Origin of the sequence: Bacillus cereus group sp. BfR-BA-01441, assembly GCF_022663075.1 — a bacterium.
GTDB lineage: Bacteria > Bacillota > Bacilli > Bacillales > Bacillaceae_G > Bacillus_A > Bacillus_A cereus.
The window spans coordinates 66,386-85,618 of the sequence record NZ_JAKUEU010000016.1; the positions used below are offsets into that span (position 1 = coordinate 66,386).

Here is a 19,233-nt window from a genome sequence, read left to right on the forward strand (position 1 = left end):
TCATGCTCCTAACTGGAATTTCTCTTCTATCTTTTGTTCTCCTTCTGTCAAAGGAAGACCTAATTTTTCTTTTAGTTTGTTTGCCGTTAAAGTGACTGTTTCTTTTGTCTTTTGTATGCGACCATTTGGATTGAAAGCTCGTCCTAACCAATCGGAAGAATTAGAACGACTGTAGTCGATGTCCGCTAAAAGAGAAATGTATTTTTTCCAATCTTTTGGATGATTTTCAAAAACATATTTTCCTACTAAACCAACAGATTCAATGAATACTCCATGCCCGACAATATAATGCATTCGAAGTTCACGAGGGTTTAGTTCTTTTTTGTAAACTAAATTCCATTCGACTATTGTATCACAAAGAATGTTCCAAAATTCTTTTAAGAATTGTTCTTCTTTTTCTGTAATTAAGTCACCCTTTGTCTTTCCTAGTAATCGAAGGTTTGTATTAAATATGTGATTTAAAGCGAGAATCTTTGGTGAGTTTTTAGATAAATTGACTTTTTCTTTGTCGGTATATCGAGATAGTAATTCATTTTCCTCGACAATTTCTTTTGTAACTAATGCTAACTTATCCCTATGATCATATAAAATACCGATAGATGAAGTGGTATTGACTGCGTGTCGATTAAGATCTGAGAAAATTTGTTGGGAATTTCTTAAACCTTGATCATGATAGAACACAACTGAAATCGTTTCGTGTCCTAACTCTGGTGAAAGCTTTATCGCCTCTTCGATAGCTGCTCTTCGGTGTTGTCCATCATTAATCAGGAACTTAGAATCCAGTGAGATACGAAGTTGTCCTAAATCTTGAAACGACTGATCAGAACTAAATGGCTGGAATTCGATATCACCATCTATAGATGCTGTTAGGGATGAAAAAACATAATCATTTTGGTTCTCAATGATATAATTTGTGATTTCTGGGATTCTAATTTTATTTAATATCCTTTGCGCACGATGTTCAGCAGGGATTTCTTCCTCGTCAAATAGAAATATTTTAGGAATTAAGCGTAAAGGGCACATTACAACAAAGTACTCTTTACCACCTTGTTTTCCACGTAAAGCAGGGAAGTTATAGCTAAAACCATAATCCATTCATTACATCTCCATTCTTTACGTACGTAATTTATATTTTTTATTATAAAATAGATACAAGTGTTCGGCAAGAATAGTAGCTCGATTATATGAAATTTAATATTTTCCATTAATGGTGCTTGAATCTCCCCCAACGTCACCCCCTAACCTAAAGAAGACAAATCAAAAAGAGGGTACCAAACAACTCATGAAAACCACTACAAAAGAAAAAAGAAACACCATCATCATGCTACTACTCTCAGCCGTAATAGGAATCTTTTCACCACTACTCATGTACATCACACTGGCACGTAAAAATGAGGTGTACAAATACCATTGCCGAAAGGCGTTCAACTTTCATTTGTTAATCTTTCTTCTATTTAATGTTAGTTCGCGTATTAGTGATGTTTTATTTTGGAGTGTGTTTGCCTTTGAGATCGTTCAAGTGATCATTGTTGCGTGGAAAGTAATACGCGACGAACCATATCGTTATTTCATTCGAATTCCGTTATTTAAAGAAGATAAGTATGCATTGGAAGGAGAATAGGCGATGAAACAAGAAGGGGAGATAAGGGGAAAGCAAATTTTTATTATAATTGCAGTTTTGTTTAGTGCGATTTATATTGTTTTACGAAAAAGAAAGTATGAGTACTTTTATGATGGTATTAGTGAGTATGAAAATCGTTATAGAGGGAATGTTCCTTTTTTGTTACTTGTTGTAGGTTTGTTTCAATATTGTAGGCAGAATGAGATGAGTTTTTCTCATATGCTTCAGTATGTGAAAGAGAAGTTAGCGGAGTAGGTGATGATATAGCTTGGATGATTAGTGAGTTTGCAAGTGTTGGGGATGTTACGGTGCGGACGCTTCGTTATTATGACAAGATTAATTTATTAAAGCCGAGCGATTATACTGAGGGTGGGCATCGGTTATATACAAAAGATGATTTGTATGTGCTGCAGCAAATTCAATCGTTTAAGCATCTCGGTTTTTCTCTTAGTGAAATTCAAAATATTATATTGCAGCGTGATATAGAGACGGAAGAATTTTTAAGGCAAATGCATTTTCAAAGGGAATTGCTTTTGGCAGAGCAAGAAAGAATTGCGAAGGTACTTTCACATATGGATGGGATGACGAAGAGGTTTCAAGAGGAAGAACGAGTGGATGTTACTTTGTTTTCTTCATTTTTGCAAACCTTCATATGGGAGAAAGAAAATAAGGAATGGTTAGAGGAACACTTTTCAAAGGATAGTGTTCGAGCGTTTTATAACAATAAGGATTTAAAGGAAGAATTTGAGCAACGTTTTATGGATGTAATAGGGAAGTTGAAAAAGTATAAGGAAGAAGAGAAAGATCCGAGTCATCATGATGTTCAAGTTACCTTGAAGGAATTTTTTAATTTAATAGAAGAGGTAACAAACTATCTTGATACACCTCAAAGTGATATAGAGGATATAATCCAAAAATCAAATCTCCCACTATCCGAATTCCCAACCCTCTTCACAACCGAAGAAGAAAAATATATAAAAGAAGCAATTCAGCAGTTTAACACCTAGTTAAACTGCTTTTCCATTATAATAGAAGAAAAACCAAACGGAGGGAAAATTCCATGCCAACCTACAACAAACTAATCCGAAACAAAATCCCACAAATAATAAAATCCAACGGAAAAACACCCACAACAAGAATCCTAAACGAAGATGAATACATAGAGGAACTCTGCAAGAAAACACAAGAAGAACTAACAGAATATCTAGAAGCAAAAACAAAACCCGATAAACTAGAAGAACTATCCGATCTACTAGAACTAATAAACGCCCTAGCTGAACACGAAGGTACAACACTAGAAGAAATCAACAACATCCGAAAAAAGAAAGCAGAAGAACGAGATGGCTTCTCAGATCGAGTCTTTTTAATCGAAGTAACCGATAAATAGCCCCTCCTAAGCCCCTTACAAGCCCCTACCAAGTAATAAATCACTAAGAAAAAACATAACAAAACAAAAACACCAACAAACACCGTAGTAGTAGTCAAAAAAATTTAAAATAACACGCCAAAAACCCGCTTAGTCTCCCATATATATTATGAAGGGGCTTTTACTTTTGAACGGAGACGGGAGGAATTAGGATGGCGGTGTATCGTAATGTGCAGGTGAATTTTTGGCAGGATGATTTTGTTTTGGATTTGACGCCGGAGGAGCGGTATTTTTATGTGTACTTGTTGACTTGTTCGAAGACGACGCAGTGCGGGATTTTTCCTTTTCCCAAGCGGTTAGCTGAGATGGAGACGGGTTATAATCGGGAGACTGTTGATAAGCTTGTGCAGCGTTTTATTGATTATGGAAAGATTCTTTATGATGCGGATACTCGGGAGCTATTCGTTTTGAATTGGCTTCGTTATAATCCTGTGACGAATACGAATGTGGAGAAGTGTGTGCTTCGTGAGCTTAAGGGTGTGAAGAATAAGGAGTTTGTACATATGTTTCTTCAGAAGTGCGCTGAGGAAGAGCTGAGTGTTCCGATGCTTTTAGCACATTTCGGTATGCCTGATGATTTGGCTGTGGATGATGTTGAGCCAGTTTGCGAGGAGGTAGCGGAAGAAGCGGTTGTAGAGGAAGAAACGGGAAGTCGTGTGTTTTCTTTTTATGAGCAACATTTCGGTAGTTTGTCTCCTCATACTGTGGAGGAACTGAGTGCGTGGATGGAAGATTTGTCAGAGGAGCTTGTGCTGAAGGCTCTTCAAATTGCGTTTGAGAATAATAAGCGGACGGTTGCTTATGTGAAGGGGATTTTGAGAGGCTGGCACGGGAAAGGATTTACGAAAGTGTGTGAGGTTGAGGCGGATACAGCTAAGTTTAGGAAGAAGGAGTCGTCTGTTAGTACGGGGGAGACGGAGGAGTTTTTGGCGAGGTGTGAGGAGTGGGAGAAGAATGCGCCGTCTGAGGAAGAGTTGCAGCGCTTTTTAGCGGAGCGCGGGTGGCGTCCATGAGTATTCAAAATGTGGAGGCGGAAAAGACGGTGTTAGGTTCTCTACTACTTGATGGAGAGCTTATTAAGGAGTGCCGTTTGACGGAGCAGTATTTTTCTCTGTCGGTGCATAAGTCTATATTTCAGTTAATGCGAAAAATGGAAGAAGAGGGGCAACCGATTGATCTTGTGACGTTCATTTCTAGGGTGGATCCGAAGTTTTTAGAGGGGATCGGGGGAATGGAGTATTTTATAGGGTTAATGGATAGTGTGCCTACTATTAGCAATTTCTCTTATTATGAGGGGCTTGTTCGAGGTGCGTGGAAAATGTATCAGGCTGGTGTTCTCGGGCACAAGATGGGGGAGCGTCTTATTGCGGAGAAGAGTGAGAAAGTTATCGGTGAGACGATTACGGCACTTTGTGAGTTAGAGGAGAAAGATTCTGTATGTGAGTTTGATTTGAAGGGTGCATTAGTTGATTTGTATGAGGAGCTTCATCAAGATGGGAAAGAGATTACTGGTATTGCGACTGGTTATACATCGTTAAATAAAATGACGTGCGGATTGCAGGAAGGTGATTTTGTCGTTCTTGGTGCGCGTCCTTCTATGGGGAAGACTGCGTTTGCGCTTAATGTTGGACTGCATGCGGCGAAGTCTGCAGTGGCGGTTGGATTGTTTTCGTTAGAGATGAGTAGTAAGCAATTGTTAAAAAGGATGGCATCTTGCGTAGGTGAAGTGTCAGGAGGTAGGCTGAAAAATCCGAAGCATCGTTTTGCGATGGAAGATTGGGAGAAGGTAAGTAAGGCGTTTGCGGAGATTGGTGAGTTGCCATTTGAGATTTACGACAATGCAGGCGTTACGGTACAAGATATTTGGATGCAAACTCGTAAGTTAAAGAGGAAGCACGGTGATAAGAAGGTTTTAGTTATTGTAGATTACTTGCAGCTTATTACGGGCGATCCGAAGCATAGGGGTAATCGATTTCAAGAGATTAGTGAGATTTCTCGTAAGCTTAAGTTATTAGCGCGTGAATTAAATGTTTGTGTAGTAGCACTGTCACAGTTATCTCGTTCTGTAGAGTCGCGGCAAGATAAGCGTCCGCTTTTATCTGATTTAAGAGAGACGGGCCAAATTGAGCAAGATGCGGATGTCATTATGCTTATGTATCGAGAGGATTATTACGATAAGGAAACAGTGCAGAAAGAGATGACGGAGATTCATGTGGCGAAGCACCGGAATGGGCCTGTGGGGAGTTTTAAGCTGAGGTTTTTGAAGGAGTTTGGGCGGTTTGTGGAGATTGGATGATAAAATAGAAGAAGGCATATAAAAAGGTAAAGGAGTGGTTACGGATGACAAAAGTAGGTCGTTTATATGAACAAGAGAAGCAAGAAGAAATTGATAAAGCACTTTCGGCAGCTGGAATGCTTTTTAAAGGAATGAGTGTAGAAGAAATAGCTAAAAAATTAGATGTAACAATTGAAAAGGTGAAAGAGTGGGAGAAGCGTTTATCTCATTAATCGCTGGGGTAATGGCAGCGTCTGTATAAACTTATACAAAAATAGCCGAATATTTATTATATAATAGTCGGCTATTTTTGTACGGAGAAGTTGTTAGGTTTAATACGCAAATCTTTTGGTTTGCTCTTGAATATGTTCCTCATTTCCCCATAAAGAAAGACTTTCTCTCTGCAGTAATCCACTGCTGCAAATCATCTTGGTTACGTCGGACAAGTCGATTTACTAACACATCATGCCATACATAATCCTCTAATAAGTATATATGAACGGGATCATCTGTATAAAAAGCAATATTACGCTCTTCAAGTGATGGTCCATAAATCATCTCTTTAGAATCTATCGATAAAATAAACCAATGTTCTGTAGACAAGGTCTCTGTATAAGGTGTTATGCGGTGGGCTTCTAGATTTTTAATGGGATTTTCAACATGCAGGGTAATACCTTGTATTGTAACTTTATCAGCTACTTCAGATAGATCTTCTTTTAACGCTTCATACATCTCATCCCACATTGAAATGACAATACGTCGTTCTGCTTTTTTTATTAATGCCTGACAATAGCTAATGATTGTTTTATTGTCTTTTAAAGTAATCACTCGATTATCCGTTTTTTCCTCGGAAGTTTCTAGTTTTTTTAATGAATCACTTATTCCTTCGTAAGTAGATTGCCATTCTGTTTGCGCTTTCTGTAAAAAGATTTCAACAGGTAGAGGTGAATAGCGGGTGGTGTCATTTATTTCTTCTTTCATGACAATTCCTCTTTCTACAAGGTTACCTAAAATCTCATAAATTCGCGCTCTTGGGACACCCGAATCTTTACTCACTTGGTAGGCTGTGACAGGCCCTTGTTTAACAAGAGATACATAAGATTTAGCTTCATATTCATTGAAACCAATTTTTTTAAGCTGTTGCACTATGTAGTCCACTTTTTTCGTCCTCCGATGTTTGCTTTTATCCCGCTTTAACGGGCAGTAAGACCCCCACCTCAAAATTCAGCGGAAGCAAAGAAGTTAGGTGGGGGCGGGCTGCCCGTAAAAGCCCGATTGGTGAAGGCTAATAATCAGTGGGGGTGAACAAAACCCCCCACTGATTAAAGTTTCACTTTATATTTCAACGTTACAATAACTGTTTACATTTAGCAAATTATTAGTTACTATTCGAATAGTGACTAAAGGGGAGGTTAATAGTATGGATTTTTATTTAGACCCATCTGTATTAATGATTTTGATTGCTTTTGGATTTTTAGCTGCATTTATTGATTCAGTTGTAGGTGGTGGTGGACTCATTGCTTTACCAGCTTTATTATTTACAGGACTGAATCCAGCAAGTGCAGTAGCCACAAATAAACTAGCATCGACAATGGGAAGTGCAACTAGTAATATTGTGTTTTATCGTTCTGGTAATCTTGATTTGAAATCGGCGTTTAAATTAGTTCCGCTCACTTTCATAGGTTCCATAATAGGGGCATGGACCGTTCATTTAATGAATCCAGAAGTACTGAAGCCATTGATGTTGATTATGCTTGGTGTGGTCGCTATTTATACGATATTCAAGAAGGATTGGGGTAGTATTTCCACTCATAAAAAATTGTCTGGTCGACACGTCATTATTTTTACCTTTTTTATTTTTGCTATTGGTTTTTATGATGGATTTCTAGGTCCTGGAACAGGTTCGTTTTTAATGTTTTCTCTTTTATTTATTGGATATGATTTCTTAAAAGCAGCAGGTACTGCGAAGTTTCTTAATTTAGGAAGTAATGTTGGTGCATTGTTGATGTTTATGTATGTAGGGCAAGTAAACTATGCATATGGTTTTATAATGGGGATTGCTCAAATTGCTGGAGGGATTGTTGGCTCCAAATTTGCTATAAAAAAAGGGAGCGGGTATGTTCGTGCTCTTTTCATTACAGTAACTTGTTTATTGTTAGCGAAAAATCTGTATGACTATATTCAGTAAGTAATTCAAGAACGTAGAAAAGGTCAAAGATGCCTACATAGAATATAAGAAGATACCAGGAGAAAATTCCTTTTAACATTTTTTAGATGCTACCTTGTTTGAAGATAGCATCTAAAAAGAAAATCTAAGTGAAGAAAATGAAAATAATATAAACTCATATTTTTCTGGGGTATGTTTATTGATCATAGTGAAATGTTTATTCTATATTCTTCTTATAATTAGGCCTCAACAAACTCTTAAAATCTAACTCAGCAATTAGCACACTCAGCAATATAAGCGTAGCCCCTAAGTATCCTTTTCCTGTCAGCGTTTCACCTGTGAAGACGAAAGCAAAGCCTGCGGAAAAGACAGGTTCTAATGAAAAAATAAGACCTGTATGGGTAGGTGTAGTGTATTGCTGGGCAATTACTTGCACGATGAATGCGACTGCGGTGCAAAATATGCTTAAAGCTAATATGATGAGCCATGAGTTGATCGTACTAGGAAGTTTTGGTGTTTCCATAATGAATGAAAAAATAAGACTAAATAGGCCGACGAAACCGAGTTGCACTACTCCAAGTGCAATGGAATTCACATGTTTCGTTACGCTTCCAGTAATGATGACGTGGATCGCATAAAACAGGGCAGACAGTATGCAAAATATATCGCCGTTACCGATTTTGAATTCGCTCGTTAATGTTAATAAACCAATTCCTATTATCGTTAAAATGATTCCTACTATAACTTTCTTTTCTTGAATGTGTTTTAAAAATATAGCTGATAATATTGGAATGAAAATGACTGTGAGACATAGTAGGAAACCAGCATTAGAAACACTTGTATACTTTGTACCGAAAGTCGCGAAAATGTAAACGATAAATAAGACAGAAGCGAGTATAAATGCATATTTTACAGTTTTAAAATCAATTTTGAATAAATGTTTGTAAAATATTAAACCTGATAAAAGAAAAGCGATAATAAATCGTAATGCGATTAAATTATATTCTTCTATGCCATCAAGTCCAAGTTTTGTAAGTAGGATGGATGCACCCCAAAAAAATGTAACTAGTAGTAACATTAAATCCGCTTTTAATTGTAGTTTCATTTCTATTCCCTCGTTATGTATAAATTTTATAAGCCCATACCCCTATCCCCATTTTTAATTTTAATATTAATTCTGAATATTTGTAACTTAAATTTATCGACGTTTTATTTCATTGATTTAATGTTATCCGCCGCGAAAACATTAGCGGAGTTAAATCCAAACATGACGTTCATTTACGTATCTGGTAGCGGAACAGACAGTACAGAATCAAGACGTACGATATGCGCGAAGTTTCAGCGTATTTTTTGCGGAAGCAACTTCTGGATAAGGACAACAAAAAAACCACTCCGCGCCGTCACAAGCAAAAGGGTGGGTTCCGTAAAAAGAAATAGCTTATAATAACCACCACCCTAAGCGGTAGCAGTTAGGGAAGAGATGTGAGCGCATCTCTTCTTTTTATTATATGCCATTTTATTTGATGTCATACTTATATAGTATTCTACGGAAAATATATCATATTCCTATTTTGTGGTCAATTTGATTGAATGATTGAAGAGGTGTAGTCTTATTCCTTTTCAAACTGAAAAATATCCCGATTAATAAGTTGATGGAGATACCTATCCATTTCAGCAGCAGAAACTTTTTTTTCACTTTTAAACCACCATGCGCTTAATGAGGTGATTGCCCCTGAATAAAATTCAATGATTAAATCATTGGGCATCGTATGATTTTTGTGCAGTTGATTTAACGCTTCTATTTCTTGTTTTCTCGTTTCGTGACTTAAATATTGTGTTCGGTTAATAAATTGTTCATCAGACATTTGCGTTTCTAATATTTTACCGATTTCTTCATGGTGTAGAAATTGTTCCATTACTTGAAATGGTTTACTTAATCGATCTGAAATCGGTATTTCAGCAATCATCTTGCTATATCGTTTAAATCCAAATGCTAATAAAGCATCTTTATCTTCGAAGTGTTTATAAAAGGTTGTTCGGTGTACCATTGCGCGGTCACATATTTGGTTAATCGTAATCGTACTATATTTCTGTTTTGATTGCGTCATTAATTCAAATAAGGAATCCCACAGTAATTTATGTGTACGTCTAATACGTAAATCAAGTTGTTTTTCGTTATCATTCATCTACAATTCTCCTTTTTTGTAGATTAAATATACAGTGGTTGAAAATTGATTCTCCCTTTTTAATCTACATATGTATATTATATTACATATGTTCTGGTGTATTTAAAGTTTTTTAAGTAAGAAACAGGAGGAGAATCTGTAAATGAATATGACAACTAAGAGCCCCGCAAGTGGCAAAGTTGATACTTCTAATATGAAACATACCCCCATTTTAATTGCGTTACTTTTAGGGGCAATGGTTGCATTATTAAATGAAACATTACTTGGTAATGCGTTAACGGTATTAATGAAAGAATTTGACGTAACAGCTTCAACGATTCAATGGCTTTCTACAGCTTACATGTTAGTAGTTGGGGTTTTAGTCCCAATTACAGCGTTACTTCAGCAATGGCTCACAACGAGACAAATGTTTTTGATCGCTATGGTAACGTTTTTAGTCGGTACATTAATTGCGGGATTCGCACCGACATTTTCCGTTTTATTAATTGGCCGTATCGTCCAAGCTGTAGCGACGGGGTTAATTACACCGTTATTAATGAATACGATTTTAATCATTTGTCCACCTGAAAAACGTGGTGCGACAATGGGATTAATCGCACTCGTGATGATGGCAGCTCCGGCAATTGGCCCTACATTATCTGGAGTAATTGTGGATTCATTAAATTGGCGCTGGTTATTCTATATTGTTATTCCTATCGTGATTATTTCCATTATGATTGGGATGAAGTACATTCAAAATGTTTCAGAGTTAACAAGGCCAAAAGTAGATTACCCATCTATCCTTTTATCGACATTAGGATTTGGCGGGCTTGTGTATAGCTTTAGTGCATCGGGTGATTTAGGATGGTCCGATGCAAAAGTATATGGCACTTTAATTGTTGGGCTTATCTCATTATGTATTTTTGCCGTTCGACAATTGAAAATTGAGAATCCAATTTTAGAATTACGAGCATTTAAAGTTCCGATGTTTACATTATCAGTTGGATTAATTGTCATTGTGATGATGTCGTTATTTTCAACGATGACTTTATTACCGATGTTCCTGCAAACCGTTTTACTCGTTACAGCTTTTAAATCAGGAATTATCATGCTTCCGGGAAGTGTTATTAGCGCCATAATGGGACCAATCGCAGGTAAACTATTTGATAAATTTAGTCCGAAAGTTATTATCGTTCCCGGCATTGTGTTAGTAGGAATTGCAATGTTCTTATTTAAAGGCATTACTCCTGATACATCAATGGTACAAATTATTATCATGCATAGCGTATTAATGGTTGGACTCATGTTTGTCATGACAGCACAAACATACGGTTTAAATCAATTAACACCAGATTTATATCCGCACGGAACAGCACTATTTAGTACGTTGCAACAAGTAGCTGGTGCAATTGGTACAGCTATCTTTATTTCGAAAATGTCTTCAGGAACAACTAAGTATATGGAAAGCTCCGCAAATCCACTGGATCCAGTAGAGAAGTTAAACGGTTTAACTTCAGGGTTCCAAGGTGCATTTGCACTTGGGTTAGTCTTTATCATTGTTGCATTTATCGTATCGTTATTCTTAAAAGAAGACAAAGAAGGAGTAAAGGAAGCGAGAGTTTTACAGAACGAACATTAAGGTTTATATAAAAAAGACATCTTTTCCTAGAAAAGATGTCTTTTTTATATTTTTTTCGTAACACTTGTTTTAGTTGTCTTCATACATAAGAATTGGTATGTAAAATATTGTATTTTTTGAACGTGAATAATTATTGAGAATAACGATGCAAAGCTGTGCTAATAACTAAAAGTCCAATAATGAGAGAAAGTGTTCTTATAATAAGTTCTGCCGCTAATAGTTCACCAGATGATTTAGTGACATCGTATATAGATCCTGTTATGGGAATAGGCATAGTCATGATTGTGAAGTTGTTATATTGGTATTAAATGATTTATACGTTTTTTATAGTAAAAATTAGAGACACTTCAATAAAAAGGAATTAAATATGGTACTCTTTAGTTAAGATATTTAAACGAAGACAGGGGAAATGAAGATGGACAAAAAGCTAACGTATTGGCTAGCATCTATTATAGGGGGAGTAGTACTTGCAACTGGTATGACTTATGGAATGTTACAGTTTGCTGAAGTCCCGCTTGAGAGTGAGGACCATGTTTTTGCAGAGGTTAATAAAGAAGACACACTATCGAATGAAGCAGAAGTGAAAGGCTCAAATGCACAACTTCACATTACAGTAACTTCTACTGAAGAAGAAGTTATTTCAGCTATGCATAGCATGACTCATCAAAAAGTAAAAGCGTGTGAAGGAAAGGGAGCAACCCCTATGTCCAAAAAGAATGCAGAGAAAGTAAGAAACATTCTAAACGGAAACAATTTCAAGAACAAAGAAGAGCTATTAGCAATTACTGAAAGATGGTCAAATAGAGATTTTAGTGAAATTTTAGAAGAACATAACTATTTTATTAAACTTCAAGGTGGCAAGATAGGTGAAGCTACAGTAATGGATAAGGTAGACGAGCAAGTATTCTGTTTCAATACTTTCGGTGATGATGTAACGGCCGCATTATTTAAATCAGGAGATCTTCAAGCGCTGTAAGGTGTTTTTTCTTTGATATAAAGAAAGCCTCAAGTATTCATATACTTGAGGCTTTTCCAATGGAAAGATAGGAATGATCCGAATTCCTTACATTAAGAACAAAGTGGAATTACTCCTAAACCAATTAATAAAGCTGCAGCAACTGCTGGAATTGGTACAGGAATTTGAATACCTTCTACAAACAAGAAATACTGACCACTCACTATTTTAAAACAAACTACTTGCATGGCTATTCCTCCCTTCTTTTAGAATTAATACATTATATTAATTAATCTATTTATTGATATAGTTAAATTATTCGTTTTTAAAAATATAGTTAATATGTGAATAGTTTTCGAAAGGACCTGCTCAATCAATGCGGAAAAACATAAGATGAAACGAATCCATTAAAATACATGAGTGAACCTTAGTTTTCCCCTCTTATCTAAAGGAGGAACTATTATGGGTTATGGTGGTAGTTGTGGCGGTTGTGGCTTCTCGGGAGGCTTTGCTTTATTAGTTGTGTTATTCATTTTATTAATCATCGTTGGAGCTTCTTGCTTCTGCTAAAAACTATTGGAAAAGACACTCATATAGAGTGTCTTTTCTTTCGTGCAAAATGCTTCCTGATATTATCCAACTGTATATAGTATACGGTATACTTTTTCCTCATTAGACATATAAAAAGGTTGGAGGGATGTTATGAAACTAGTAGGGAAGCACATTTATATTCGGCTTTATAAAACTGATGATGCTAACGAGTTAGCTAACTTACATATTAGAAATCGCGAATTTTTTCAGCGAGTTTGTCCATTGCTCCCAGAAGTTTTTTATACAGAAGAACATCAAAAAATACGTCTTGAACAAGCGTTAAAAAAGACAGCTGAAGGGCAAGTATATCCTTTTGGAATCTTTTTAAGAGAAAATGATAAGCTTATCGGAGACATTTCATTAACCCAAATTGTTAGGGGAGACCTCCAAAGCTGTTATACGGGATTTACTTTAGATAAGGAGCATAATGCAAAGGGCTATACAACAGAGGCTCTTCAACTTGTTGTAGATTTTGCTTTTAGGGAATTAAAGCTACATAGAATTGAAGCAGGAGCGATGCTTGATAATATAGCATCTATTTGCGTATTAGAAAAAGTCCTACATAAGAGGACTTTTTTGTATATATATAGATTAAAATAATAATAGAAATTTTTTATTTTTTTCCACAACTATTAATTAAATCATATTGTTTAGAAATCATTTCATTCCGAATTTGATCGAGATGTTTATGTAATGTTTCTTTTATTGCACTACCTGTTTTGCTTTCAAAACTTTTGTTTAATTCAATTCCTTGTTCAGATAAACTTTTGCATACATCATGAAATGCTTCTTTGTTTTTTTGAATGGCATGTTTTTGGCTTGCTACTATGCTATTTGTTTTGAATGCTACATCAGTTTTTAAAAGTGATTGTTGCATTTCTTTTTCTAATTGCTTTTTAACAGCTTGCAACTCATCTATAATAGTTCCAACTGCACCAACTGTAGCTTTTTCTATTTCTTTCTCTATTTTTTGAATTTCCCCTATAAAATCCATCATATTATCTCGCCGCCAGTCCTTCAAAATTTGTTCCTAATTGATTATCTTTATCGCGTAATGAATTAGCTGCATAAGCAATATCATCTCCAAAATGAATCAATTCTTTTTGTTTTTTCCGTAAAAGATGAATTAGTTCTTCTGCTAGTTGTACATCATGAAAATAGTCTCTTCCGTTTTGGGATATTTTTGCAACCTCTCTAATTGCTTCATCTACTTCATGTTCTTCTAACAGATGATATTTTCCTCCAGGGCCTGTCTCATGCTTCAATTGACTCTTTAATTTCGCAACTTCCTCTTCTTCTTGTTGTTGAAATCTTTCTATATTTCTAATAATATCAGATAATATATCGCTTATTTTTTGTATCTCTTTTGCATGACGAATGATATCATCTGGTTCTAATTCTAGTCGAACACTACCATTATTGTGGAACATTTCTAGAAATGTTGACATTGGATGTTGTCCCATAAATACAGCCGCGAGAATACTATCTGTTCCATTACTTTTCGTTGTAAATTGTTTACCAATCATAGGTGCTCCAAATTGATTGAAATTTCCTACAGCATCTTCTTTATGAGTATAATCTACTACTTTATTTTCCATTACGCCTTCATCTACTCGTTTTTTTGCTTTATCACTTAGTAATCTATAAATATTTGGTGCAGCATATGTTGTTGCATAACAATTCATTTCTGCTGCTACATATTGAGCCTCCGCAGCACCTTTACTATGTCCGGTAGTGTGAATAGATGTAGGATTATATTTTTTCTTAATTTTTTCTGTAAATTCTAATGCACTATCAAATGATGTCGGAGCTTTTCCGCCTGCTACACCAAGGTTCTTTTTCTGTCCAAGTGTAATTTGAACTATATCTGTGGTTTTATCTCCATCGAATCTATCAAATTCAGTACCACGGAATGCAATGATTACATCGTCATACTGTTTTTTACCAGGCTTATACTTATTTGCAGGTACTACAGCGATTGCTTGTAATCCGTTTTTCACTTTTGTGTCATCTGCATCAAATGTTTCTATAACTTTCCATTCTTGACCATTAGATCCTGTAATTTTTGCTTCTTTATGTAAATATTTCTGTTTATAAACTTTATCCGATAGCTCGAAATAATCTTCATCTGTCGCAATTGGATTCTTTTTAAGTTCATTCATATATTTCAACTCATTTCATGGTATATTTTAACTATATTTAAATACAAGGGGATTTTAAATGAAAAAGAAATTGGTAATTATTTTATCCATTATTTGTATTATAGCAGGAGGATATTTTACTATGGAATACTTAAAACAAAAAGAAAAAGAAGAAAAGTTTTGGAAAGTACAAGAGGCACGAGTAGAAAAGTATATTCATTATAATATCGAAGGTGTAAAATCTATTACGTTTACAAAAAAAGATGTAAGTCCAATGGGAGTTCCTTCTGTAGAAGGATATATAAATAATGATAAGGAATTATGGTTTGATGCAAGTATAAGTACTACAGATAAATTTGAGGATAAGTTTGGTTGTTCTGGGGAATTAGATAAAATGATTAAAAAACCAGCAAAATCGGTATCGGAAATTGAAAAAGAAGAGAAAGAAAAAAGAAAAGAGTAGTCTTTGAACTACTCTTTTTTTGTATCCTATTCTAAGAAAAATGTATTGGTAAATGTTTTTTATAAGGAGAATTTCCAATGAAGAAAGTAATGATTTTGATTGTATCTGCTGTGATACTCATAGTAGGAGGATATTTTACTATGGAATACTTAAAACAAAAAGAAAAAGAAGAACAATTTTGGAAACGACAAGAAGCACGAGTGGAAAAGTATATTCGTTATAATATTAAAGATGTACAATCTATTACATTTACAGAAAATAAGGTAAGTCCAATGGGAGTTCCTCATATAAAAGGTTATATAAATAATAATAAAGAATTAGATTTTATAGCTAGTATAAGTACAACTGAAAACTTTGAAGACAAATTTACGCGTTCTGGGAAATTAGGAAAACTTATAAAAGATCCTGAAAAATCAGTATCTGAAATTGAAAAAGAGGAGAAAGAAAAGAAACAAGAGTAGTTTTTGCACTATTCTTGTCTTCTCTATCCCATTTTAAGAAGAATACATTGGTAGGCTTTTTATAAGGAGATTTCCAATGAAGAAAGCAATGATTTTGGTTATATCTGCTGTGATACTCATAGCAGGAGGATATATTGGAATGAAATATGTAGAAAAAAAGAACAAGAGGAACATTTTTGGAAGAAACAAGAAGCACGGGTAGAAAAGTATATTCGTTATAACGTGAAAGATGTGAAATCTATTACGTTTACAAAAAAAGATGTAAGTCCAATGGGAGTTCCTTATTTAGAAGGCTATATAAATCATAATAAAGAATTAGATTTTATAGCTAGTATAAGTACAACTGAAAACTTTGAAGACAAATTTACGCGTTCTGGAGAATTAGATGAAATGGTAAAAAAACCAGCAAAATCAGTATCTGAAATTGAAAATAAAGAGAAGGAAAAGAAGCAAGAGTAGTCTCTTTAACTACTCTTGTTTCTTTATTCTAGGGATACCGCCCATCACCGTTAAGCTCACAGAACAGGTTGCTTCTAAAATGAACTTCATTATTATAAAAGACTCTAATTTTTCGTTTTGGGGCAAATATTATATAAAATAATAGCTATCTCTAAATCACTAGCTTCAAAAAAGCCTTCACGCAATAATGATTGCATGAAGGCTTTTGATGTTTTCTTATTTTTTTGTCTCGTTAACCCATGTAATAATGTCCTGGATGACGTACTCGGGAATATTAGCAGGGATTTCATATTCACTAGGGAGGCTTAATTCCCCGTCACCCTCCGTGAAGAAATGATTCAATTTCGGGTATTTTTTGAACTGAACATTCCTGCGGTTTGCAAGCCCTTCTTGCCATTTTGTATATTCATTTTTTACTGTTACTTGATAATCACGTGCTCCTTGCAGAATGAGTAAAGGCTCTTTTCGTGATTTTGCCTCTTCAACTGGACGCCACCTAGAAACATCATACATAAAATGAGGTGACCCAAAATTGTAGCCAGCTGGAGGATGGTCAGGATTGAAAGTAGGGTCCTGAATAAAAGCAGCCTGTCTTTTTAGTTCATCGATTTCTTCCTTTGATGCCCCAAGGTATTCATACTGATCAATGGCAATGTCAGTCAAAGGGCGTGCAGGTGGTGCGAGTAAGATACTTCCTCGAACAAGTGAGGAAGGCGCTTTGCTCAGTATACGCGGCATTGTACCGGCTCCTTGGCTATGTCCGAGAATGAAAATATTATTTGGATCAATGCCTTCCTGCTGCGCTGCTGACTTTGCTGCATATATGGCATCATCTGTAGTATCACGGTCTAATGTAACAGGTTCTGCACTCATCTTTAATGCATGTTCTAAGGTACGTTTTTCATAGCGCAACACTGCAATTCCGTTGGATGAAAGGCCCACCGCAAGGTCTCGTAAGATTTTTGTTCCCAAATAGGTAGCATCGCGATCATGGATGCCAGCACCATGCACAAGAACAACGACGGGTACCTTTTCACCACGCTGATGCTTCGGAACTGTTAATGTCGCTGGTAACGGATAGGTAGAATTTCCAATGACGATTTCACGTTCTTGATAGGAGTCAGGTTGATCATAGCTAGGATGTGGGATGGTATAAGATTCTTCGGGTGGCCTTTCTCCAATTTCATCTACTTTCCCGCCAGGTGTGAATTTAAGGAGTAGCGGTATGGTAGTTCCTTCGGTAGCTGCTGGAATTTCTACCGTCTGATGGACCAAGTTTCGTTCTTTTATCACGGGGGTTCCCATGCTTTTTATCCCGCTCCAGCCACTTTGTGTCCACCAGTTTTGTAATGTGGTTGCTGTAAACTTGGATTGAAAAGCAGTAGACGTCAACTGTAGTGCCTCTGCATACTTACCTTGCTGGAGATATTCAAAAAATAATGATGTACGCTCCGTTAAAGAGACTAGTTTCTTTTCAGCAGATTGTTCTTCGCGTGTATCTGCGTGAATAGTTGTTGTAAGCGGGAAAGATGAAACGCCTAAAGAAAAGAGTAGGGGAAAGGTAAGTACTGATCTTTGTATTTTCTTTTTTTTATTCATGTTTTAACCTCCAATACGTGATGGTACAAAACAGGTATGGTAATTAGAATTCTGGTGCGAAAACTTCAAAATATTTGCAAGCAATCTCCAAAACTTGGACATACTCATATTATTATTCTAAAAAAACGTAGCTTTCTTCTCTTGTCACATGCATATTAATCCCAGAAATAATCTTTCTTCCTTCACTTTATATTTTGATTATACGAAACAAAGCTCTCGTTTTTCTTACTTGATACTTACAAATTCCTTAAGTAAAGGATATTTTAAAATCTTAGCTTGATGAATATGTAGCGGTACTCCTATGTTAAGAGATAGCTTAAGGACCGAGGATTATATTGTTTTTATAAAGGGTTGATGTTATGTTTGTTTTGTAACATATCGTGTTTTATGCATGTAGGAGGATTTATTGAAGAAATTATTAATATTGTTTTTATTAGCTACATTTTGTCTACAGATTACAGGATGTTCTAATAATATGGGTACACTAAGGGAGAAGTCTAAAACTTCAACAACTGTGAAGTCTAAACGCATCAATAAAGGGTGGTACAAACATATGTAATAGTTTGTATCACCCTTTGTTGATGATAGAAGTCATAAAGAAAAGACACCCTAAGGTGCCTTCCTTCGACTTGAACCATCTTAATTTTAATAATATATTGGACTCCCATCCAACTATTATTTTACCATGTTAAATTGTTTTATTCATTGAGAAATATGCTTTAAATCTATATTTTTAAAAAATATATAGATTTGAACAATATGTATACGAGCCACATATCAAAAAAAGACACTCTCAAGAGTGCCTCTCCTTAGCAGCCGAATCCGCCGCCCCAACAGCTAGCGCCAACGATGATTAATAAGATGAAGAGCACAACAAGTAAGGCAAATCCGCCGCCGAAACCACAGCCACCACCACAACTACCGCCATAGCCCATATTAACTCCTCCTTCCATAAAGACCATTTATTAATGGATTTAATTTAATTTATGTTTTTAAGGGTGAATGGAGCAGGTCCTTAAAAAAATAAAAGGATTTTGGAAGTTAAAAAGAGTTGACGATCTTATTTTTGTCACCGGAATTTTGTCTTCTACATATTGTATTTTATTCTGTGTATTGGGGGAAGGAGGATCTTATGGCTAATTCTGAGATGATTTTACGTTTACTTACGGATTTAAAGATTGAACAACAATTGTTGAAAGAACAGTTAGAGAAAATGCAAACAGCTGTGACTATTCTTGAAGAAAAATCAGTGACGCTTAAAGAAAAACCAG

The 19,233-nt window shown here is 35.6% G+C and carries 24 protein-coding genes and 1 pseudogene; 16 read left to right on the forward strand and 9 right to left on the reverse strand.

Going from position 1 to position 19,233, the window contains the following annotated elements:
* Complete coding sequence (gene dndB, locus MR107_RS09550) at positions 1-1,095, reverse strand: DNA sulfur modification protein DndB (RefSeq protein ID WP_242292309.1); 1,095 nt, start codon at positions 1,093-1,095, stop codon at positions 1-3.
* A 187-nt stretch (positions 1,096-1,282) separates the two neighbouring features.
* On the opposite strand from dndB, the gene MR107_RS09555 reads away from it, so the two are divergent.
* The 7 genes from MR107_RS09555 (at position 1,283) to MR107_RS09585 (ending at position 5,555) form a co-directional block, all read left to right on the forward strand.
* Positions 1,283-1,621 (forward strand): magnetosome magnetite crystal formation protein family, encoded by a 339-nt coding sequence (locus MR107_RS09555; protein ID WP_242292310.1) that lies wholly within the window; start codon positions 1,283-1,285, stop codon positions 1,619-1,621.
* Positions 1,622-1,624: 3 nt separating this feature from the next.
* Entirely contained in the window at positions 1,625-1,876 is a 252-nt protein-coding gene (locus MR107_RS09560; RefSeq protein WP_016122015.1) for a hypothetical protein, read from the forward strand.
* Positions 1,877-1,884: 8 nt separating this feature from the next.
* Positions 1,885-2,628 (forward strand): MerR family transcriptional regulator, encoded by a 744-nt coding sequence (locus tag MR107_RS09565; RefSeq protein ID WP_242292321.1) that lies wholly within the window; start codon positions 1,885-1,887, stop codon positions 2,626-2,628.
* A 53-nt stretch (positions 2,629-2,681) separates the two neighbouring features.
* Positions 2,682-3,008, forward strand: a complete 327-nt coding sequence (locus tag MR107_RS09570; protein ID WP_242292311.1) for a nucleoside triphosphate pyrophosphohydrolase — start codon at positions 2,682-2,684, stop codon at positions 3,006-3,008.
* Positions 3,009-3,199: 191 nt separating this feature from the next.
* The gene (locus MR107_RS09575; protein WP_242292312.1) at positions 3,200-4,060 is read left to right on the forward strand and encodes a DnaD domain-containing protein; all 861 of its coding nucleotides are present in this window, start codon (positions 3,200-3,202) and stop codon (positions 4,058-4,060) included.
* Entirely contained in the window at positions 4,057-5,343 is a 1,287-nt protein-coding gene (gene dnaB, locus MR107_RS09580) for a replicative DNA helicase (protein ID WP_242292313.1), read from the forward strand. The genes MR107_RS09575 and dnaB overlap by 4 nt, the downstream gene beginning before the upstream one ends.
* Positions 5,344-5,387: 44 nt before the next feature.
* Complete coding sequence (locus MR107_RS09585; protein ID WP_000169783.1) at positions 5,388-5,555, forward strand: hypothetical protein; 168 nt, start codon at positions 5,388-5,390, stop codon at positions 5,553-5,555.
* 139 nt (positions 5,556-5,694) lie between these two features.
* Here the strand turns inward: MR107_RS09585 and MR107_RS09590 are convergent, their stop codons facing one another.
* Positions 5,695-6,480, reverse strand: coding sequence for a TrmB family transcriptional regulator (locus MR107_RS09590; protein WP_242292314.1), 786 nt, complete (start codon positions 6,478-6,480; stop codon positions 5,695-5,697).
* A 262-nt stretch (positions 6,481-6,742) separates the two neighbouring features.
* On the opposite strand from MR107_RS09590, the gene MR107_RS09595 reads away from it, so the two are divergent.
* Positions 6,743-7,510, forward strand: coding sequence for a TSUP family transporter (locus MR107_RS09595; RefSeq protein ID WP_242292315.1), 768 nt, complete (start codon positions 6,743-6,745; stop codon positions 7,508-7,510).
* Positions 7,511-7,706: 196 nt separating this feature from the next.
* Here MR107_RS09595 and MR107_RS09600 read toward each other — a convergent pair whose 3' ends face one another.
* Both MR107_RS09600 and MR107_RS09605 read right to left on the reverse strand, forming a co-directional pair.
* Positions 7,707-8,594, reverse strand: a complete 888-nt coding sequence (locus tag MR107_RS09600; RefSeq protein ID WP_242292316.1) for a DMT family transporter — start codon at positions 8,592-8,594, stop codon at positions 7,707-7,709.
* 505 nt (positions 8,595-9,099) lie between these two features.
* Positions 9,100-9,675, reverse strand: a complete 576-nt coding sequence (locus MR107_RS09605) for a TetR/AcrR family transcriptional regulator (RefSeq protein ID WP_242292317.1) — start codon at positions 9,673-9,675, stop codon at positions 9,100-9,102.
* Between the two features lie 142 nt (positions 9,676-9,817).
* On the opposite strand from MR107_RS09605, the gene MR107_RS09610 reads away from it, so the two are divergent.
* Together MR107_RS09610 and MR107_RS09615 are read left to right on the forward strand one after the other, a co-directional pair.
* The gene (locus MR107_RS09610; protein WP_242292318.1) at positions 9,818-11,293 is read left to right on the forward strand and encodes an MDR family MFS transporter; all 1,476 of its coding nucleotides are present in this window, start codon (positions 9,818-9,820) and stop codon (positions 11,291-11,293) included.
* A 415-nt stretch (positions 11,294-11,708) separates the two neighbouring features.
* On the forward strand, positions 11,709-12,269 hold the full coding sequence (locus tag MR107_RS09615; protein ID WP_025687788.1) for a PRK06770 family protein: 561 nt from the start codon (positions 11,709-11,711) through the stop codon (positions 12,267-12,269).
* A 92-nt stretch (positions 12,270-12,361) separates the two neighbouring features.
* Here MR107_RS09615 and MR107_RS31355 read toward each other — a convergent pair whose 3' ends face one another.
* Positions 12,362-12,496: a hypothetical protein gene (locus tag MR107_RS31355; RefSeq protein ID WP_001198456.1), complete on the reverse strand. Its 135-nt coding sequence runs from the start codon at positions 12,494-12,496 to the stop codon at positions 12,362-12,364.
* Between the two features lie 214 nt (positions 12,497-12,710).
* Between MR107_RS31355 and MR107_RS09620 the strand changes: the two genes are divergently transcribed.
* Both MR107_RS09620 and MR107_RS09625 read left to right on the forward strand, forming a co-directional pair.
* The gene (locus tag MR107_RS09620; protein WP_000540375.1) at positions 12,711-12,818 is read left to right on the forward strand and encodes a YjcZ family sporulation protein; all 108 of its coding nucleotides are present in this window, start codon (positions 12,711-12,713) and stop codon (positions 12,816-12,818) included.
* 132 nt (positions 12,819-12,950) lie between these two features.
* On the forward strand, positions 12,951-13,439 hold the full coding sequence (locus MR107_RS09625; RefSeq protein ID WP_242292319.1) for a GNAT family N-acetyltransferase: 489 nt from the start codon (positions 12,951-12,953) through the stop codon (positions 13,437-13,439).
* Positions 13,440-13,452: 13 nt separating this feature from the next.
* Here MR107_RS09625 and MR107_RS09630 read toward each other — a convergent pair whose 3' ends face one another.
* A complete protein-coding gene (locus MR107_RS09630) occupies positions 13,453-13,836 on the reverse strand; it encodes a hypothetical protein (RefSeq protein ID WP_000968628.1) in 384 nt (127 codons plus the stop codon).
* A gap of 1 nt (position 13,837) precedes the next feature.
* Positions 13,838-15,001 (reverse strand): alpha/beta hydrolase family protein, encoded by a 1,164-nt coding sequence (locus MR107_RS09635; RefSeq protein ID WP_025688084.1) that lies wholly within the window; start codon positions 14,999-15,001, stop codon positions 13,838-13,840.
* A 58-nt stretch (positions 15,002-15,059) separates the two neighbouring features.
* Between MR107_RS09635 and MR107_RS09640 the strand changes: the two genes are divergently transcribed.
* The 3 genes and pseudogenes from MR107_RS09640 to MR107_RS09650 all read left to right on the forward strand — a co-directional run bounded on the left by MR107_RS09640 (position 15,060) and on the right by MR107_RS09650 (position 16,363).
* Positions 15,060-15,443: a DUF1433 domain-containing protein gene (locus MR107_RS09640; RefSeq protein ID WP_025688086.1), complete on the forward strand. Its 384-nt coding sequence runs from the start codon at positions 15,060-15,062 to the stop codon at positions 15,441-15,443.
* Between the two features lie 77 nt (positions 15,444-15,520).
* On the forward strand, positions 15,521-15,904 hold the full coding sequence (locus MR107_RS09645; protein WP_100618081.1) for a DUF1433 domain-containing protein: 384 nt from the start codon (positions 15,521-15,523) through the stop codon (positions 15,902-15,904).
* A 76-nt stretch (positions 15,905-15,980) separates the two neighbouring features.
* A pseudogene (locus MR107_RS09650) lies at positions 15,981-16,363 on the forward strand (DUF1433 domain-containing protein).
* A 216-nt stretch (positions 16,364-16,579) separates the two neighbouring features.
* Here MR107_RS09650 and MR107_RS09655 read toward each other — a convergent pair.
* Positions 16,580-17,962 carry an alpha/beta hydrolase gene (locus tag MR107_RS09655; RefSeq protein ID WP_025686910.1) on the reverse strand — a complete coding sequence of 461 codons (1,383 nt, stop codon included), beginning with the start codon at positions 17,960-17,962 and terminating at the stop codon, positions 16,580-16,582.
* Between the two features lie 406 nt (positions 17,963-18,368).
* Here MR107_RS09655 and MR107_RS09660 point away from each other — a divergent pair, with 406 nt between their 5' ends.
* Positions 18,369-18,521, forward strand: a complete 153-nt coding sequence (locus MR107_RS09660) for a hypothetical protein (RefSeq protein ID WP_000734755.1) — start codon at positions 18,369-18,371, stop codon at positions 18,519-18,521.
* 250 nt (positions 18,522-18,771) lie between these two features.
* Here MR107_RS09660 and MR107_RS09665 read toward each other — a convergent pair whose 3' ends face one another.
* A complete protein-coding gene (locus tag MR107_RS09665; RefSeq protein WP_000540377.1) occupies positions 18,772-18,897 on the reverse strand; it encodes a YjcZ family sporulation protein in 126 nt (41 codons plus the stop codon).
* Positions 18,898-19,233: the final 336 nt, after the last annotated feature.

Bases quoted from the DNA above. Each gene is read 5' to 3' on its own strand.
- MR107_RS09645 (WP_100618081.1), top strand. From the start codon at position 15,521: ATGAAGAAAGTAATGATTTTGATTGTATCTGCTGTGATACTCATAGTA.
- dnaB (WP_242292313.1), top strand. From the start codon at position 4,057: ATGAGTATTCAAAATGTGGAGGCGGAAAAGACGGTGTTAGGTTCTCTA.
- MR107_RS09635 (WP_025688084.1), bottom strand. From the start codon at position 15,001: ATGAATGAACTTAAAAAGAATCCAATTGCGACAGATGAAGATTATTTC.
- dndB (WP_242292309.1), bottom strand. From the start codon at position 1,095: ATGGATTATGGTTTTAGCTATAACTTCCCTGCTTTACGTGGAAAACAA.
- MR107_RS09610 (WP_242292318.1), top strand. From the start codon at position 9,818: ATGAATATGACAACTAAGAGCCCCGCAAGTGGCAAAGTTGATACTTCT.
- MR107_RS09640 (WP_025688086.1), top strand. From the start codon at position 15,060: ATGAAAAAGAAATTGGTAATTATTTTATCCATTATTTGTATTATAGCA.
- MR107_RS09620 (WP_000540375.1), top strand. From the start codon at position 12,711: ATGGGTTATGGTGGTAGTTGTGGCGGTTGTGGCTTCTCGGGAGGCTTT.
- MR107_RS09605 (WP_242292317.1), bottom strand. From the start codon at position 9,675: ATGAATGATAACGAAAAACAACTTGATTTACGTATTAGACGTACACAT.
- MR107_RS09630 (WP_000968628.1), bottom strand. From the start codon at position 13,836: ATGATGGATTTTATAGGGGAAATTCAAAAAATAGAGAAAGAAATAGAA.
- MR107_RS09560 (WP_016122015.1), top strand. From the start codon at position 1,625: ATGAAACAAGAAGGGGAGATAAGGGGAAAGCAAATTTTTATTATAATT.
- MR107_RS09655 (WP_025686910.1), bottom strand. From the start codon at position 17,962: ATGAATAAAAAAAAGAAAATACAAAGATCAGTACTTACCTTTCCCCTA.
- MR107_RS09595 (WP_242292315.1), top strand. From the start codon at position 6,743: ATGGATTTTTATTTAGACCCATCTGTATTAATGATTTTGATTGCTTTT.
- MR107_RS09575 (WP_242292312.1), top strand. From the start codon at position 3,200: ATGGCGGTGTATCGTAATGTGCAGGTGAATTTTTGGCAGGATGATTTT.
- MR107_RS09585 (WP_000169783.1), top strand. From the start codon at position 5,388: ATGACAAAAGTAGGTCGTTTATATGAACAAGAGAAGCAAGAAGAAATT.
- MR107_RS09600 (WP_242292316.1), bottom strand. From the start codon at position 8,594: ATGAAACTACAATTAAAAGCGGATTTAATGTTACTACTAGTTACATTT.
- MR107_RS31355 (WP_001198456.1), bottom strand. From the start codon at position 12,496: ATGCAAGTAGTTTGTTTTAAAATAGTGAGTGGTCAGTATTTCTTGTTT.
- MR107_RS09555 (WP_242292310.1), top strand. From the start codon at position 1,283: ATGAAAACCACTACAAAAGAAAAAAGAAACACCATCATCATGCTACTA.
- MR107_RS09570 (WP_242292311.1), top strand. From the start codon at position 2,682: ATGCCAACCTACAACAAACTAATCCGAAACAAAATCCCACAAATAATA.
- MR107_RS09625 (WP_242292319.1), top strand. From the start codon at position 12,951: ATGAAACTAGTAGGGAAGCACATTTATATTCGGCTTTATAAAACTGAT.
- MR107_RS09615 (WP_025687788.1), top strand. From the start codon at position 11,709: ATGGACAAAAAGCTAACGTATTGGCTAGCATCTATTATAGGGGGAGTA.
- MR107_RS09665 (WP_000540377.1), bottom strand. From the start codon at position 18,897: ATGGGCTATGGCGGTAGTTGTGGTGGTGGCTGTGGTTTCGGCGGCGGA.